At 74.1% G+C, this 15,241-nt stretch carries 12 protein-coding genes; 1 reads left to right on the forward strand and 11 read right to left on the reverse strand.

Annotation, left to right across the window (positions count from 1 at the left end; genetic code table 11):
• Window positions 1-17: 17 nt before the first annotated feature.
• The 9 genes from AB0K51_RS29375 to AB0K51_RS29415 form a co-directional block, all read right to left on the reverse strand.
• Window positions 18-932, reverse strand: a complete 915-nt coding sequence (locus AB0K51_RS29375; RefSeq protein ID WP_363460318.1) for a sortase — start codon at window positions 930-932, stop codon at window positions 18-20.
• 61 nt (window positions 933-993) lie between these two features.
• Window positions 994-2,703 carry a substrate-binding domain-containing protein gene (locus AB0K51_RS29380; RefSeq protein ID WP_363460320.1) on the reverse strand — a complete coding sequence of 570 codons (1,710 nt, stop codon included), beginning with the start codon at window positions 2,701-2,703 and terminating at the stop codon, window positions 994-996.
• A gap of 29 nt (window positions 2,704-2,732) precedes the next feature.
• Window positions 2,733-3,995, reverse strand: coding sequence for a phosphate ABC transporter permease PstA (gene pstA, locus AB0K51_RS29385; RefSeq protein ID WP_363460321.1), 1,263 nt, complete (start codon window positions 3,993-3,995; stop codon window positions 2,733-2,735).
• A gap of 13 nt (window positions 3,996-4,008) precedes the next feature.
• Window positions 4,009-5,019, reverse strand: a complete 1,011-nt coding sequence (gene pstC / locus AB0K51_RS29390; protein ID WP_363460323.1) for a phosphate ABC transporter permease subunit PstC — start codon at window positions 5,017-5,019, stop codon at window positions 4,009-4,011.
• Window positions 5,020-5,106: 87 nt separating this feature from the next.
• Window positions 5,107-7,632: a hypothetical protein gene (locus AB0K51_RS29395; protein ID WP_363460325.1), complete on the reverse strand. Its 2,526-nt coding sequence runs from the start codon at window positions 7,630-7,632 to the stop codon at window positions 5,107-5,109.
• Window positions 7,633-7,918: 286 nt separating this feature from the next.
• Entirely contained in the window at window positions 7,919-8,503 is a 585-nt protein-coding gene (locus AB0K51_RS29400; RefSeq protein WP_363460327.1) for a hypothetical protein, read from the reverse strand.
• 196 nt (window positions 8,504-8,699) lie between these two features.
• Window positions 8,700-9,725, reverse strand: a complete 1,026-nt coding sequence (locus AB0K51_RS29405) for a substrate-binding domain-containing protein (RefSeq protein WP_363460329.1) — start codon at window positions 9,723-9,725, stop codon at window positions 8,700-8,702.
• A 343-nt stretch (window positions 9,726-10,068) separates the two neighbouring features.
• Window positions 10,069-10,479, reverse strand: coding sequence for a hypothetical protein (locus tag AB0K51_RS29410; protein WP_363460330.1), 411 nt, complete (start codon window positions 10,477-10,479; stop codon window positions 10,069-10,071).
• Window positions 10,476-10,838, reverse strand: coding sequence for a DUF1508 domain-containing protein (locus AB0K51_RS29415; RefSeq protein ID WP_363460332.1), 363 nt, complete (start codon window positions 10,836-10,838; stop codon window positions 10,476-10,478). Before AB0K51_RS29415 ends, AB0K51_RS29410 begins: the two co-directional genes overlap by 4 nt.
• A gap of 342 nt (window positions 10,839-11,180) precedes the next feature.
• Here AB0K51_RS29415 and AB0K51_RS29420 point away from each other — a divergent pair, with 342 nt between their 5' ends.
• Window positions 11,181-12,206, forward strand: coding sequence for a LacI family DNA-binding transcriptional regulator (locus tag AB0K51_RS29420; RefSeq protein ID WP_363460334.1), 1,026 nt, complete (start codon window positions 11,181-11,183; stop codon window positions 12,204-12,206).
• A gap of 64 nt (window positions 12,207-12,270) precedes the next feature.
• On the opposite strand, the gene AB0K51_RS29425 is transcribed toward AB0K51_RS29420, so the two are convergent.
• Both AB0K51_RS29425 and AB0K51_RS29430 read right to left on the reverse strand, forming a co-directional pair.
• Window positions 12,271-13,449: an ROK family protein gene (locus tag AB0K51_RS29425; RefSeq protein ID WP_363460339.1), complete on the reverse strand. Its 1,179-nt coding sequence runs from the start codon at window positions 13,447-13,449 to the stop codon at window positions 12,271-12,273.
• A gap of 158 nt (window positions 13,450-13,607) precedes the next feature.
• Entirely contained in the window at window positions 13,608-15,089 is a 1,482-nt protein-coding gene (locus AB0K51_RS29430) for an FGGY family carbohydrate kinase (protein ID WP_363460336.1), read from the reverse strand.
• Between the last annotated feature and the right edge of the window lie 152 nt (window positions 15,090-15,241).

Here is a 15,241-nt window from a genome sequence, read left to right on the forward strand (position 1 = left end):
AAGGGGCGGCGCGGCGGTCAGTAGAGGTTGGGCAGCAGGGCGGCAGCGTTCTCGTACACCGTCCAGGTCAGTGCGGCGACCACCGGGGTGAAGCACAGGTAGGCGGCGGTGCGCCGCCAGCGGCGGCTTGCCAGGCCGGCCAGCAGGACGGCCACCAGCAGGGCCAGCGACCAGAGTTGGAGTGCCGGCAGGGCGCCCTTGTCGGCGGCGAGCGCCTTGTCGGTGGGGGTGGTGGCGGGGCGGCGGGCGCCGGGCGGCTGCGGGTCGCCGTCCAGTCGGGCGCCGATCAGGACGGTGGAGGTGGGGATCCAGTCGGAGTTGCCGGTGACCAGGACCAGGCGGTCGGGCGCGGGGTCCTGGATCGGGTGATCACCGTCGCCGTAGGCGTTGACGGTGTAGTGGAAGCTGCCCTGACCGGTGGTCACGTCGATGCCGTCGCCGACCCGGAGCCGGCCGAGGTCGGCGAAGGGCGCGCCGAAGGCGGTGGCGCGGCCGAACAGCACCGAGACGCCGGGCTGTCCGGGCAGCACGGTGTCGCGGCGGTGGCCGGGCCCGCGCATCAGGTCGCGGCCGGTGGTGCCCTCGACCACCACGGCCTGGTGCAGCCCGAGCGCGGGGATGTCGAGCACCGCGAGGGGCGCGCCGTCGGCGGTGGGGCCGGTCGGCGCGGTGGCCTTGCCGAGCTGGTCGCGCAGCAGGGCGTAGGCGTTGCTCTGGTGGTGCTGTTCCTGCAGGCCGGAGAGGGCGAGCAGGTAGCCGGCGAAGCCGAGCAGCAGCGCCGCGGCGAGGGTCACCGACCAGGCGGCGGCGAGCAGTCCGCGCCGGCGGGCGCCGCCCGCGGCGGGCGGCGGGGCGGGTGCGTCGGCGGGGGTGGCCGCGGCGGGCTCGGCAGGTGCGGTGCCGACGGGCCGGTCGACGGCGGGCGCGGTCATCGTCTCTCCTCGGGTGCGGCGGGTCGGGCGCCGCCGGTCGGGGCGGCCGGGGCGGGGTCGGTCACCGGGGGCCCGCCGAGGTGTCGCGCCGGCGCCACCAGGCGGCCAGCAGCGGGGGGACGGTGACCACGCCGAGGAGTTCGATCGCGGTGAGGGTGGACAGCAGCCAGTCCTGCGGGCGGCCGCCGAGCGCCACGACGCTCGCCGGGGCGTTCCCGCCGCCGCCCGAACCGCCGCTGCCGCCGCCGGAGTTGACCACCTCGCCGGTCTGCGGGTCGATCACCTGCTGGGCGCCGTCCCCGCCGGTGCCGCCTGCGCCGCCGCCCGTGCCCGCGCCGTTGTCGCCGCCGGCGCCGTTGCCGGCGCTGCCGCCGCTGCCGCCCGAACCGCCGCTGCCGGAGCCGTTGGTGGCGCCCTTGGTGGAGTTCGAGACGGCCTGGCCGTTCTGCACGGTGCAGTCCAGCGGGGCGCCGCGCTTGTCGCAGGGGCTGGGCTGCGGGGCGTTCTTCAGGACGGTCAGCTCACCGGCCGCGTTGAACGTCGGGTTGGGGCAGTTGTTCAGCGAGTTGGCGTCGACGGGGCTGGCGTTGCCGGGGATGTGCTGGGTCTGCAGGAGTCCGCCGCGGACCAGGTTGCGCGGGATCGGCGAGTAGCCGAGGTCGTCGGCCTCGCCCTGGCCCGCGCACAGCACGTAGGCGAGGTAGCGGCTGAGCGCGCTGCCCTTGGCGTCGTTGAAGCGCGGCGGCACCGGCAGCGGCGCGTTCGCCCGGGGGACGATCAGGTAGCTGTAGGAGGAGATCGGGTACGAGCGCGGGTCGCCGTTGGTGTAGACCCCGTCGAGGTTCTGCTGCAGGTAGTTCGGGTCGTCGGTGGAGGTGCTGTCGTCGACGCCGCGGATCTTCGCGGCGGTGAGCGCCACGGCCACGTTGGAGGCGGTCGGCAGGCTGTAGTACCCGGCCGGGTTGAGCACCTTGACGACGGGCCAGTTGCTGCGCTTGGCGAACGCGTACTCGTCGTAGCCGATCGCGCCGATGCCGGTGGGCGACTGGATGTAGCCGGCCACCACGTCGGAGCCGTTCTGCGCGGTCATCCGGCCGTCCGCGGGGAAGAACTCGGTGTAGTCGCCGCAGGTGACGCCGTTGACGTGGGTGCAGTACGCGTCCCACTCGTTCTTGTGGGTGTGCTCCATCCAGCGGGTGAACTGGGCGGTGGCGCCGGAGCCGTCGGAGCGGACCACCGGGGTGATCGGGATCTTCGGCAGCGCGCGGCCGTAGTCCGCGGTGATCTTCGGGTCGTCCCAGGAGGTGATCTTGTTGGTGAAGATGCCGACGACGGTGTCGGGCGACAGCCGCAGGTCGGTGACCTTCTTGCCGCCGACCTCCAGGTGGTACATCAGCGCGGTGCCGCCGGCGGTGATCGGCACGTACGAGTAGCCGTACACCGGGTTCTCCGGCTGGCCCTGGCCGCTGCCGGCCCGGCCGTCGCCGATGCCGGTGTCGCGCGAGGAGCGGAACGGCACGTCGGAGGCGGTGAAGTCGTCCTGGCCGACCTCCCACTGCACGCGCCCGGCGGCCGAGCCGACCGGGTTGAAGTCGATCTCGATGCCCATCGGGGCGACGTCGTGCCGCCACTGGTCGATCGCCGGTCCGGCCCAGCCGGAGCCGTCCGCGTTGAGCGAGGTGGCGGCCTGCGCGGGGGTCGCGGTGAGCAGCGCGGTGGGCAGGGCCAGCGCGGCGGCGAGCAGCGCCGAGGCCAGGTGACGGAGTCGCACGGGACGGGTCTTCCTTCTCTGACGGGACATCAGTGGTCCACCACCGGTGCGGCGTTGCGGACGACTGCGGTGCGGGCGAGGGCGGGCTGCGCTCCGGCGGCCTGCCGCGGCACGTCCGCGGTGGCGGCGCGGCGCAGCGGACGGCGGGTGGGCCGGTCGACCGGGGTGCGGTGGCGGCCGAGGACGCGGGCGGTGACGAACAGCACCAGCACCACGGTCATCAGGGTCAGCGCGCCGGCGAACGCCCGGGCGACCATGTCGGGGTAGGGCTGCTTGACGTAGTTCCAGATGTACAGCGGCAGGCTGGTCTGGTTGCCGTGGAACGCGTCGAAGTTGAGCCGGGTGGTGAAGCCGGCGGTGAGCAGGACCGGCGAGGTCTCGCCGACGCCGCGCGCCATGCCGAGCACCACGGCGGTGGTCAGGCCGGGGCGGGCGGTGGGCAGCACCACGTGCCAGACGGTGCGCCACTGGCTGGCGCCGAGCGCGTAGGAGGCCTCCTTGAGGGTGCCGGGGACCAGCCGGACGACCACCTCGGCGGCGCGGGTGACGATCGGCATCATCATCACGGTCAGCGCCAGCGAGGCCGCGAAGCCGCTCTTCTCGAAGCCGAGGGTGAGGATGACCACGCCGAGGACGAACAGGCCCGCGACGATGGACGGCAGCGCGGTCATCGCTTCGACCAGCACCCGCACCGGCTTGACGATCCGGGCGCCGCGCCGGGTGCTGCCCGCCTCGACCAGGAAGACCGCGGTGAGGATGCCGAGCGGCACCGAGAACACGGTGGCCAGGCCGAGCTGTTCGAGCGAGCCGACCACCGCGTGGATGCAGCCGCCGGAGGTGATGGCCGACAGCGGCGCGGTGTTCTGCATGGTCTCGGTGAAGAAGTTCAGGTGCCGGGCGGCGTGCACGCCGCGGATCAGCACGTAGCCGATCTGATCGGCGATCAGGGCGAGCACCAGCAGGCCGGAGCTCCAGGCGAGGGCGGTGGCGAGCCGCTCACGCACCGTCAGGGCGTCCCACTGGAGCCGCCCGGCGAGCGTGTAGAGCGCGAGGAACAGCAGGTACCAGCAGAGCAGGAAGCCGAACGCGCCGCTGAACGGCAGCACGCGCTCGTACAGCAGCCAGTCCAGGGCGAGCGAGCCGGCGCCCGCGCCGGCCATGGTGAGGACCTCTTCGCGGGTGACGCCGCCGAGCTTGATCCGCTGCTGCTCGGGTTCGGGCGGGCCGCCCGGGTCCGTGGTCGGGTCGGCGCCCTGGTGGGAGCCGGGCCGGGTGTCGAGGGGGGTGTGCATCGGTGGCCTCCGGTCAGTCCGAGGTCGAGGCGCCGGACCGGGACCGGCTGATGATGAACCCGGCGGCCACGTTGACCAGCAGGGTGAGGGCGAAGAGCACCAGTCCGGCGGCCATCAGCGCGGACAGCGACAGGGTGTCCGACTCGCCGTAGCGCAGCGCGATCAGCGCCGAGATGGAGCTGCTGCCGTTCTCCAGGACGTGCCAGGCGACCCGGAAGACCGGCGAGATGATCAGCGCGACGGCGATGGTCTCGCCCATGGCGCGGCCGAAGCCGAGCATCACGGCGCCGATCACGCCGCCGCGCCCGAACGGCAGGACCACGGTGCGCACCATGCCCCAGCGGGTGGAGCCGAGCGCGTAGGCGCCCTCCCGCTCACCGGCCGGCGCCTGCGAGAACACCTCGCGGCTGAGCGAGGTGATGATCGGAATGATCATCAGGGAGACCACGGTGCCCGCGATGAAGGTCGAGGAGGTGTACGAGGTGGCGATGTCGCCGGTGCGCACCCGGAAGAACGGCAGCGCCCCGCCGGTGTGGTTGGCCAGCCAGCGGCAGAACCCGACGATCCGCGGCTGCAGGAAGAACAGGCCCCACAGGCCGTAGACGATGCTGGGGATCGCCGCCATCAGGTCGACCAGCGAGATCAGCGCGGGCCGCAGCCGGGCCGGCGCGTACTCGGAGATGAACAGCGCGGCGGTGAGCGCCACCGGGACGGCGATGCACAGGGCGATCACCGCGATCAGGATGCCGTTGGGCAGCACCGCGGCGATGCCGAAGGAGTGCGCGGCGGTGCGCCAGCGCTCCTCGGTGAGGAAGGACCAGCCGGCCGCACGCAGCGCGGTGGCACCGCGCAGCAGCAGGAAGAAGGCGATCAGGCCCATCAGGGCGAACACCGACAGGCCGGCGGCGCGCAGCACGCCGCGGAACACCTGGTCGGACGGCGAGGCGGGCGCGCTGATCGGACGGGGCCGGTCGGGGTCGGGCGGTGGAACGCGGGTGTCCGTCGGCTGGACGGCGGCTGTCATGGTCTCAACTCTCCGCGCGGTGAGGGTTCCTGGGGTGGACCGGGTGGGCCGGACGGACGCCGTTCGGCGCCCGTCCGGCGGGGGCCGTCAGCCGTTGCGGCCGAGCAGTCGCGACCAGAACCGGCCGGTGCCGCGCCGGATGTTCGCGCCGGCGGCGGTGCCGCCGAGGAACAGTGCGGCGGGGCCGCCGACCAGCAGGACGGCGCCGGTGGCGAGGATCACCGGCAGCAGCAGCCGGGCCATGCCCGCCCGGTCCGGGGCGGCCTGCCCGACCACGGCCGCGCCCAGCGTGGGGCTCGAACTCCCCGACGGCTTGGTGCTGTTGCCGCCCGTGCCGGTGCCGGTCGCGGCGGCTGCGCCGGTGGTCGAGCCGGTCCCGCCGCTGCCGCCGGTCCCGCCGAGGTAGGAGCCGTCGTTCGAACCGGAGCCGCCCGTGGCGGAGTTGCCGCCGCCGGCGGTGCCCGCGCTCCCCCCGGTGGTCCCGCCGCTGCCGTTGCCGTTTCCGTTGCCGCTGCCCGGGTCCTGGCCGTTCGGCTTGGCGCCGTCCTGCGCGGCGACGTGGTCGGCCGCGGCCTTCGCCCGGGCCAGCTGCTGCTTCGTCAGACCGGCGTAGCCGATGGCGAGTTGACCAGGCTGGCGGCCGTAGACCTGCCCCTTGCCGGGGTCGGTCACGGTGCGCAGGAAGCCCGCGATCGCGTCCGCCTTGGCCTTCGCGACGCCCCCGGTCGGCACCATCGCGTACTGCATCATGGTCAGCGGGTACGCCTTGGTGTCCTTGGCGTAGGCGGAGTCCCGGTCCTGGTAGGGCAGTTGCTGGGTGCCGGTGGTCGCGTCGAGCGGCATGTCGGCGACGGCGGCCTGCATCGATCCGATCGTCGGAGTGGTGAACTGTCCCGCCGCGTTGGGGAGTTCGGCCTCGGGAAGGCTGACCGCCTGGGCGTCGCCGGAGTCGGTGATGGCGAAGAAGCTGCGCAGGCCGATGGTCTGGGCGAGGCACCGGGCGTGCTGGCCCTGCACCTCGTCGGGGTTCAGGCAGGACGCGCGGGGCTGCATCGCCATCCGCAGGACCTGGCCGAGGCCGCCGAGGACCGGGTTCCACTCGTACTGCTTCAGCTGGCGCGGACCGGAGAAGTCCTGCGGCTGGAACGCGTCGGCCGGGTAGCCGGGGAACTTCGACGGCAGGTAGTTGGTGTTGAGGTGGGTGCCCCACGGGTCGGTGGCGCCCTGGAGGAACTGCGCGGCGTCGGGGTTCGCGGCGATCCACTCGGTGAGCTGGTGCACCAGGTCGGTGGTGCCGCCGACCACCACCGGGACGCTGCTCGCGAAGCCGTTGTTGATGCAGCTGGGCCAGCCCACCCCGGCCGCGACGTCGGCGTTGAGCTTCAGGAACTCCTGGTCGGTGAAGATGCACACCGGGTTGCCCTTGACGGTGTCCATGCTGTCGTCCGCGGTGTTCCGGTACGTCTGAGTCAGCATCTTCGCCAGCAGCCGCTCGTTGAGCCGCACCCGGCGGACCTGGCGGTGGGTGGTCCCGTCGTCGATGAGGAAGACCACGGAGATCGCACTGCTCGCCAGAGGCGCGTACACGTAGGGGCGGGCCGGCGCGTTGCGGTCGGGCAGCGCGGTGAGGGCGATGTCGGCGCCGGAGCCGCGCAGGAAGGAGCTGCGGGCCTGCGGCTCGCCGCCGCCGGCGGTGTACTGCACGTTCAGCGGCTCGCTCGCCAGGCACAGGCCGGTCCGCCACTGCTGGACGGCCCGGTCCGCCATCTCCAGGCCGATCGCGGAGAAGTCGGAGCTCCTGGCGTCGCACGCGCCCGCGGTGGGCCCGAAGGTCAGCGGCACGGCGACGTGGTGCTGCCAGGCGCACGCCTCGCCGCTGCGGTACTCGACGGTGTCGGTCCGGTACATGTTCGTGTACAGGGTGGCGTCGGTGGCGGTGTTGAACAGGCCGTCCGAGTCCGCGGAGTGGTCGTCGCAGTTGATCTGCGAGTCCGGGAAGGTGTACGCGCCGAGCGGGTCGCCGCCGTAGTTGGGCTCCACCACGATCGAGCAGGGGTGGGTGGGGTCGCAGTCGAGGCTCTGGCTCTGCTGGGCGCTCCACACCTCGATGTCGGCCTCGCCGGTGCCGTCGGCGCGGGTCGGCACGATGACCATGTTCGACGGGAACTCGGGGGTGCTGAGGCCGGCCGCCGGGGCCTTCTGCAGGAACCCCTTGGCCGGGTCCCCGCCGTAGAGGCTGGAGCCGTAGCAGTCCGTGATCGCCGGGTTCGTTCCGCGGCACTGGTAGACCCGGACCGGGTAGCGAACGACCTTGTCCGGACTGCCGTCCAGCGGGTTCGCCACGATCGCGGCGGGCTGGCCGGTGTCGTCCACGCTCGGCGTGAAGCCGGTCCAGCTGACGTGCACCGTCTGGTTGCCGAGACCCGCAGCCGGGCTGACGGTGACGCTGCCCTTCGGTCCGTACGTCCAGGTGTTGGGATCCCAGGCCTCCGGCCCGTCCACGGTGACTCCCGAAGCCGCCCCGGCCGGCTGGACGCCCGGCCCGCCGAGCGGCAGGAACACCACGGCCGCCCCCAGCGCCCACACCAGGACGGCCGCCAGGTAGGCCTTCAACGGACGCGATCCGGCTCTCAGCCCTGACGGGCGGATTCTCATCGGCGCAGCACCTCCGGGAACGGCGCACCGGAGTAGGGCACGCACGGGTGACAGGGAGCGGAGCGACCGTCGGCGGCCCCGACGATATTCGGCCAGTCACGTCTGGCCGGGCGCTGTCCGTCAGGTGTACGAGGCCCCAATTGGTGCTCGAATCAAGAGAACTGGCGATCCGTCAGAAAACCCCGCACCGCCCGGCCGCGATTCGGCCGGGCGGTGCGGGGTGGCTCCTGTGGCCGAAAACGGCTCAGGAGGCGGGGGTGAAGGTCACCGCGAACGAGCCGACGCTCTGGCCCGCGGTGAAGAAGCCGGTGTGCAGCTTGGTGTCCAGATACTGGGCGCCGTCGGCGTCGAGGACCAGCGAGGCGGCGTTCAGGCTCTGGGTGGTGCCGCTCCTGGTGACGGTGTTGTCGCCGGCCGGGTCGAACAGCGCGACCGGGGTGGTGGAGCCGTCCGGGACGGCGGTCAGCTGCCAGGAGTCGATCGAGAAGGCCAGCTGGTGGAAGGAGGCCGCGTAGCCGGTCTTCGCGTTGACGAGCAGCAGACCGCCGCCGAGCTGGACGTTCCCGTAGAACTCGGGCAGGCTGCCGTGGCCGTCGGTGACCGGGAAGCTCGCCGACAGGCCGGTGGTCGCGTCGTAGCCGGCGGTCGCGGTGGGCAGCGGCACGGCCACGATGCCGGCCTCGGCGGCCTGCTGGAAGAACGTGTTGCTCTCGCGGATCACCGCGTTGCCGGACGCCGGGGTGGCGGACGCGGCGGTGGCGGAGGCGGCGGTGGCGACGAGGGCGAGGCCGGCGGCCGCAGCGGCGATCCGGACGGTGGGACGGGACATCGTGGCTCCTTCGGACGGGTGCGTGGTGGTGCCCGGTGCGTGTGGTGCCCGGTGCTGGTCGTACCGGTGCTGGTCGAACTCGGTGGTGCACGGTGCGTGTGGTGCTACGGGCCGCCGCCCGTCCCGGCGGGCGGGACGGGCGGCGGTTGACGCGTGGTGGTAGACGCGTGGCGGTGCGGACGGACCCGGGGGTCCGTCAGATGTGGGTGATGGAACCGCAGGCCGCGGCCGGCAGGGTCAGGTAGCCGTAGCTGGTGGTGTCGGCCTTGCCGGCGGTGGAGCACAGGAAGCCGGTGGAGCCGAAGATGTTGTGCAGGCCGGTGGCCTGGGTGCTGGTGGCGTTCCAGTCACCGTCGCGGACCACGTTGTAGAGCACCCGGCCGTAGGTGCCGCCGGCGAAGGCGGCGTTCAGGGTGCCGGTGCCGGTCAGCGGGGCGACGCCGTTGATGCTGCGCAGGGTCAGGTTGCCCTTGTCGTCGGTGGCGGTGGTGTGGCCGTTGGCCTGGCCCACCCAGTGGCCGACGGAGTACGGGTAGATGACGTCGACGTCGTTGAGCACCGGGTCGGTGCCCTCGTTCTCCTCCGGGCCGCTGACGACGCAGCCGCCGAGGGTCGGGTTGCCGATCGCCTTCAGGAAGAAGGCGCGGGTGCCGGAGGCGGACTGCGGCAGGTACGGCTTGATGGTGCCCGCGGTGCCACCGGTGAACTGGTTCCAGTTGGTCTTGTTGCAGGTGTAGATGTCCACCAGGTCGGCGGTGGTCAGGTTGGTCGGGGCGTGGCCGCCGGACTTGGCGGACCAGGTCACCGCGTCCTTCGCGAACGCCACGAAGAGGTCGGTGGTCAGGTCGCCGGTCTGCGGCGCCCGGGAGGAGCGGGCGAAGTCCAGGGTGGTCTTGGTGGTGCCGTTCAGGGTGGTGATGCCGGCGCCGGAGCCGTTCGGGCGGGTGATGCTGGAGGCGCCGGTCTTCGGGGTGATCGGGCTGGTGCCGGTCGCGTCCCAGCTGTACAGGCGCGGGGAGGTGGTGTCGCCGGCGGCGGTCAGGGCGGCGTTGTAGTCGGTGGAGAACTGGTTGAGCAGAGCCTGCGTGGTGTCCGAGCCACCACCGACGATGTCCTGAGCGGCCGGGGTGACGGACGGGTCCGCCATCGCCGGGACGGCAACGGCCGAGAGGGCGGCGGTCATCGCGACGGCCGCGAACGCCTTGGCAGCGGTGTAACGCATGGTCCTGTTCCTCCGTAGGAAGGTGCCTCGCTGGACCGGAACCTGGCGGGGGTCCGGTACCGGAAGGCTCCGCGTCCTCCCGGCGGATGGATCCTCGCCGCCGGGAGCCCGCCCCCGGAAGCGCCCCCGCGCTCCCCCGGCGCACCACCCCGAACCGTCGGCCGTACCCAAACGCCCTGCTGGCCAGCCGGATTGCCGCCCTCCGCGGCGGGGCGCCGGGCATGGACACGTTCTTCTCCAGGTGTGCTCACGGGGTCACCCCGGCCACCTCTGCTTCACCCGGCACCACCGGACGCACACGAACCCTCCGGGTGGATGCGTCCGCGCCCGCCGCACGCCGAAGTCACCAGGGCCGCAGGGCCGCCGATCCGTTCTGCCGCCACCGCCGCTGGACGTGCTCGACGCCCTGCCGGAAGCCCTCCACGCCCTGTCGGCACTGGTCCCGGCGGAGGTAGCCGCGGGCGCTGCGGGCGATCGCCTCGCCGCCGCCCGAGCCGGCCCGGGTGCTGCGGGCGGGCAGGAAGGCCGTCCAGACCCACAGCCGGTCCTCCTGCTGGCTCAGCACGAACCGCAGGGCCGACCGCTCCGCCACCAACTCGCCCAGTGCAGTGGAGAGTTCACGGTCCGACCGGTACATCCGGGCGGCGGTGGCGAGCCGCCGCCCGTTGGCGGCCACCATCGACCAGCCGACCCGCCCGTCCGTGCCGCGCACCGGCACCAGCCGCGGGCCGCGGCCCGGTTCCGCGGTGTTCACGAGGACGCGGAGGACTCGGGCCCGTCGGACGCCTCCGCCGCTTTGGCCACCAGCGCCACGAACCGGCGGAAGGCGTTCTGGCAGGTGGCGTAACGCTCGTACGCCCGGCTGGACTTGACCAGCGGGAGGCCGCGGGCGCCGGGCACCACCCAGGTCCAGCCCAGGCCGTCCCGGACATGGGTGATCCGGGCGACCAGCGCCGGGCCCAGCTCCACCAGTTCGACGTACGCCCGCTCGGCGTCCGCCGCGGACTCGTAGACCGACGAGGACACTGCCACCACCCGACCGTTCATCGCCTTCAGCTGCCACAGAAACCGCCCGTTCGGTGCCCGTTCCGTGAACAGCCCCTCCGCGCGCACAGCCCTACCCCCCGGTCCCTGCCGGTCCAAGGCCCGCCCCCAGCCCAGTCACCGCGCCCGGCCGGCCCGCACACCGCGGCCACGGACGCACATCGTCACGGGCCGAACGCTATGTGTGCACAGAGGATCGCCGGAAGCGGAATCCCCCCTGAGCTGACTCTGTTTGCCCCGAAGTTCTCCCTTGTTAATGCACAGCCGTTGGCGCTACCCCGCTTGCGGGGAACGGGATCTGACGGACCGTCCGCTCCCTCCCGTCGCTCTGTTCCCAGCGCCGAATGTTTCGAGCCGCATGCGAATGTCCAGCGAAGGCCACGGGAGGCGGGTGGCGCTAGGATCCGTGCCATGAGCGCCGCAGAACTCGAACGCGACCCCGCGCCGACCCTGTCGGAGATCGCCCGCGCGGCCGGCGTCTCGGCCCCGACTGTTTCGAAGGTGCTGAACGGCCGGGCGGACGTCTCCCCCGCCACCAGGGCCAAGGTCGAGGAGATCCTGCGCCGTACCGGCTACCAGCGCCGCCGCACCGCCTCCACGCCGTCCCGGCTGCTCGACCTGGTCTTCCACCAGCTCGACAGCGCCTGGGCGGTGGAGGTGATCCGCGGCGTGGAGAACGTCGCCCGCGAGGAGGGGCTGAGCATCGTGCTCTCCGAGTCGGCCGGCCGGCTCACTCCGGGGCAGACCTGGGTGGACGGCGTGCTCGCCCGCCGCCCGGTCGGCGCGGTGCTGGTCCTGTCCGACCTGGACGCCGCCCAGCGCGACCAACTCACCAGCCGCGACATCCCGTTCGTGGTCCTCGACCCGGCCGGCGACCCCGCCGACGGGGTGCCCGCGGTCGGCACCAACAACTGGCAGGGCGGCCTCGCCGCCACCCGCCACCTGTTGGAACTCGGCCACCGCCGGATCGGCGTGATCTCCGGACCGCTGGCCATGATGTGCAGCCGGGCCCGGGTCGACGGCTACCGCACCGCGCTGGAGACCGCCCGGATCCCGGTCGACCCTTCGCTGATCCACGAGGGCGACTTCCACCACGAGGGCGGCTACGCCCGCGCCCGCGAACTGCTCACCCGGCCGGACCGGCCCACCGCGATCTTCGCCGGCAACGACCTGCAGGCCCTCGGCGTCTACCAGGCCGCCCGCGAACTCGGCCTGCGCGTCCCCGAGGACCTCAGCGTGGTCGGCTTCGACGACCTGCCGCTGGCCCTGTGGGTCGGCCCGCCGCTCACCACCGTCCGCCAGCCCCTGGTCGAGATGGCCGAGACCGCCGCCCGCCTCGCCGTCGGCCTGGCCCGCGGCGAACACCCCGCCGCCACCCGCGTCGACCTCGCCACCAGCCTGGTCGTCCGCACCAGCACCGCCCCACCCCCGGCCTGACGGACCGGCGCCCGCCCGAGACCTCCGGACGCCCACGCGTTGTTGCTGCCCGGCAGCGGCCCGGTCAGGGGGTGGTGGCGGGGAGCCAGAGGGCGGCGGGGTCGGTGTGGAGGTGGCGGACGGTGGTGAGGGCGGCGCCGAGGACGGGGCCGCGGCGGGCCAGGGGGGAGGCGACCAGGGCGCGCTCGGGCCACGGGCGGACCCGGACGCGGGCGGCGAGTTCGGTGCGCATCGCCGGGAGCAGCCACTCGGCCAGGTCCGCGTAGGCGCCGCCGAGGACCAGCGCGGCCGGGTCGATCAGGTTGACCGCGGCGGTCAGCGCGGTGCCGAGCGCGGTGCCGGCCTGGCGCAGCGCCTCCAGGGTGTCGGCGTCGCCGCCGGCCGCGCGGCCCGCCAACGCCGCCACCGGGTCCTCGCCTGACGGGGCGTCGGAGAGCTTCGCCTCGCGCAGCACCGCGGCCAGTCCCGCGTACTGCTCCAGGCAGCCGCGCGCGCCGCAGCCGCACTCCCGGCCGTCGGGGCGGACGGGCAGGTGGCCGAGTTCGCCGGCGAAGCCCTGGACGCCGCGGAACAGGCGGCCGTCGAGGACCAGCGCCCCGCCGATGCCGTCGGCGGCGGAGACGTGCAGGAAGGTGCCGCTGGCGCTGCCCTGCCAGAGTTCGGCGAGCGCACCGAGGTTGGCCTCGTTCTCGACGGCGGGGGCGGCGCCGGGGCCGGGCCAGTCGTCGGCGATCCGGACGCCGTGCCAGCCCAGGTTGGGCGCGTGCTCGACCAGTTCGCCGGGGCCGTCGGCGGCGCCGTGCACGCTGCCGGGGACGGCCAGCACCCGGCCGACGATCCGCAGGCCGAGCGCGACGGCCTCGCGTTCGGCCTGCGCGGCGAGGTCGGCCAGGTCGGTGAGGGTCTCGCCGACCGGGCGCAGGTGGTTGGGGGCGGGCCGGTGCAGTTCCACCCGCACCTCGCCGCGCAGGTCGGTGACGCAGGCGGCGAGGTGTTCGACGCCGATCTCCAGGCCGAGTCCGGCCGGGCCCGCGTCGTTGAGCACCAGCGCCCGGCCGGGACGGCCGACCCGGCCGCTGCGCTCCAACTCGCCCTCGAGCAGCAGCCCGCCGCCGATGAGTTCGTCGACCAGGCTGGAGACGGCGGTGCGGGTGAGCCCGGTGCGGCCGGCCACGTCGGCGCGGGAGAGCGGGTACGCGGCGGCGACGGTGCGCATCACCAGCGCGAGGTTCTGCCGCCGCATGTCCTGCTGGGACGCGGGGCCGCGCCGCGGCCCCGGTCCGCCGTCCGCCGCCGGCCGCTGTTCGCCCGCTGCCACCCGTCTCCTCCGTTCGACCTCCGTCCGGTTCACGTTCGTCGCGCGCGACCGCGGTCGACGACGCACGGTCCCGGACGTCCGCACTACCCGACGGCGCCGCCTTCCTGCAGGCCGATCGTCTGCCGAATGGTAGTCGCGATCCGCTCCAGGGCCGCCTCGTCGCGCGGGACGGCGGGCAGCACCGGGCCGTCGGCGGTGCGCCAGCGGCGGGCGACCTCGTCGGCCCGCTCGCCGGTGCACAGTGCGGCGGCCTGTGCGGCGGCCCCCAGCGCGACCAGTTCGCGGGCGGCGGGCACCTGCACGGCGCGGCCGGACAGCCGCTGCACGGTGCGCTGCCAGGCCCGGCCCTGTGCGCCGCCGCCGATCAGCAGCAGCGGCTGCCCGGTTGACGGGGCGTCACCTGCGCCGCGCGGCACGGCACTCTCCCGTCGGGCGTCGTCGCTGCGCGGGCCCTCGTCGACGCGCAGCACGTCGTCGAGCGCGGCGAGCAGCGAGTACGCCGCGCCGTCGTAGGCGGCCTGCAGGAGCTGTCCGGGGGTGGTGTCGTGGCGCAGTCCGTGCAGCAGTCCGCTGGCGTGCGGCAGGGCGGGGGTGCGTTCGCCGTCCAGGTAGGGCAGCAGGACGGCGCTGCCGCCGCCCTCGACGGCCTCCCGGTCGCGGCCGAGCAGGGCGGCGATCCGGTCGACGGCGAGCGTGCAGTTGAGGGTGCAGGCGAGCGGCAGCCAGCCGTCCAGGGCGTCGGCGAAGCCGGCGACCGTGCCGGTGGGGTCGGCGGGGCGGGTGCGGGCGACGGCGTAGACGGTGCCGGAGGTGCCGAGGCTGAGGACCGGGGTGCCGGGGGCGAGGCCGAGGCCGAGCGCGGCGGCCATGTTGTCGCCGGTCCCGGCGGCGATCGGGGTGCCGGGCCGCAGCGCGCCGCCGGCGCGGGCGGTGCCGGCGGCGGTGCCCGCCGGGACGACCTCGGGGAGCAGCGCGGCGTCCAGTCCGATCCGGTCGAGGACGGCGGGGTGGTACCCGCCGGGGGTCCACCAGCCGGTGCCGGAGGCGTCGCCGCGGTCGGTGGTGCCGCGTCCGGTGAGCCGTTCGGTGAGGTAGTCGTGCGGGAGGCGGACGGCCGCGGTGCGCTCGGCCGCCCGGGGCTCGTGCTCGCGCAGCCAGGCCCACTTGGCGGCGGTGAACGACGCGCCGGGGACGCTGCCGATCTCGGCCGCCCACCAGTCGGCGCCGAACTCCTTGACCAGGCGGGCGGCTTGGGGTGCGCTGCGGACGTCGTTCCAGAGCAGCGCGGGTCGTACCGGCCGGCCGGCGGCGTCCAGCGCGACCAGGCCGTGCTGCTGGCCGCCGATCGCCAGTGCCTGCGCCCGGTCGGCGTATCCGGTGGCGGCGACGGCCGAGTCGAGGGCGTCCCACCACTGCTCGGGGTCGCTCTCCTGGCCGGCCGTGGAGTCGACCCGGTGGGCCGCTCGGCCTTCACCGAGGATCCGGCCGGTGTCGGCGTCGACGGCCAGCGCCTTGGTGGACTGGGTCGAGCTGTCGACCCCGATCACCACCAGCGGTTCTGCCATGGGCGTGCTCCTGATCTGCGCGGGACTCTGCCGTGGGACTTCCCTCTCGGGCTCGCCCATACTAATTTGTCTTCCGGCCTGACGAATAGGTCTCCCGCACCACGAGAATCCCTTGGAGCAGTCGATGACGCAGCTCTCCCCCACCCCCGCCG

Origin of the sequence: Kitasatospora sp. NPDC049285 (assembly GCF_040678815.1) — a bacterium.
Classification (GTDB): Bacteria; Actinomycetota; Actinomycetes; order Streptomycetales; family Streptomycetaceae; genus Kitasatospora.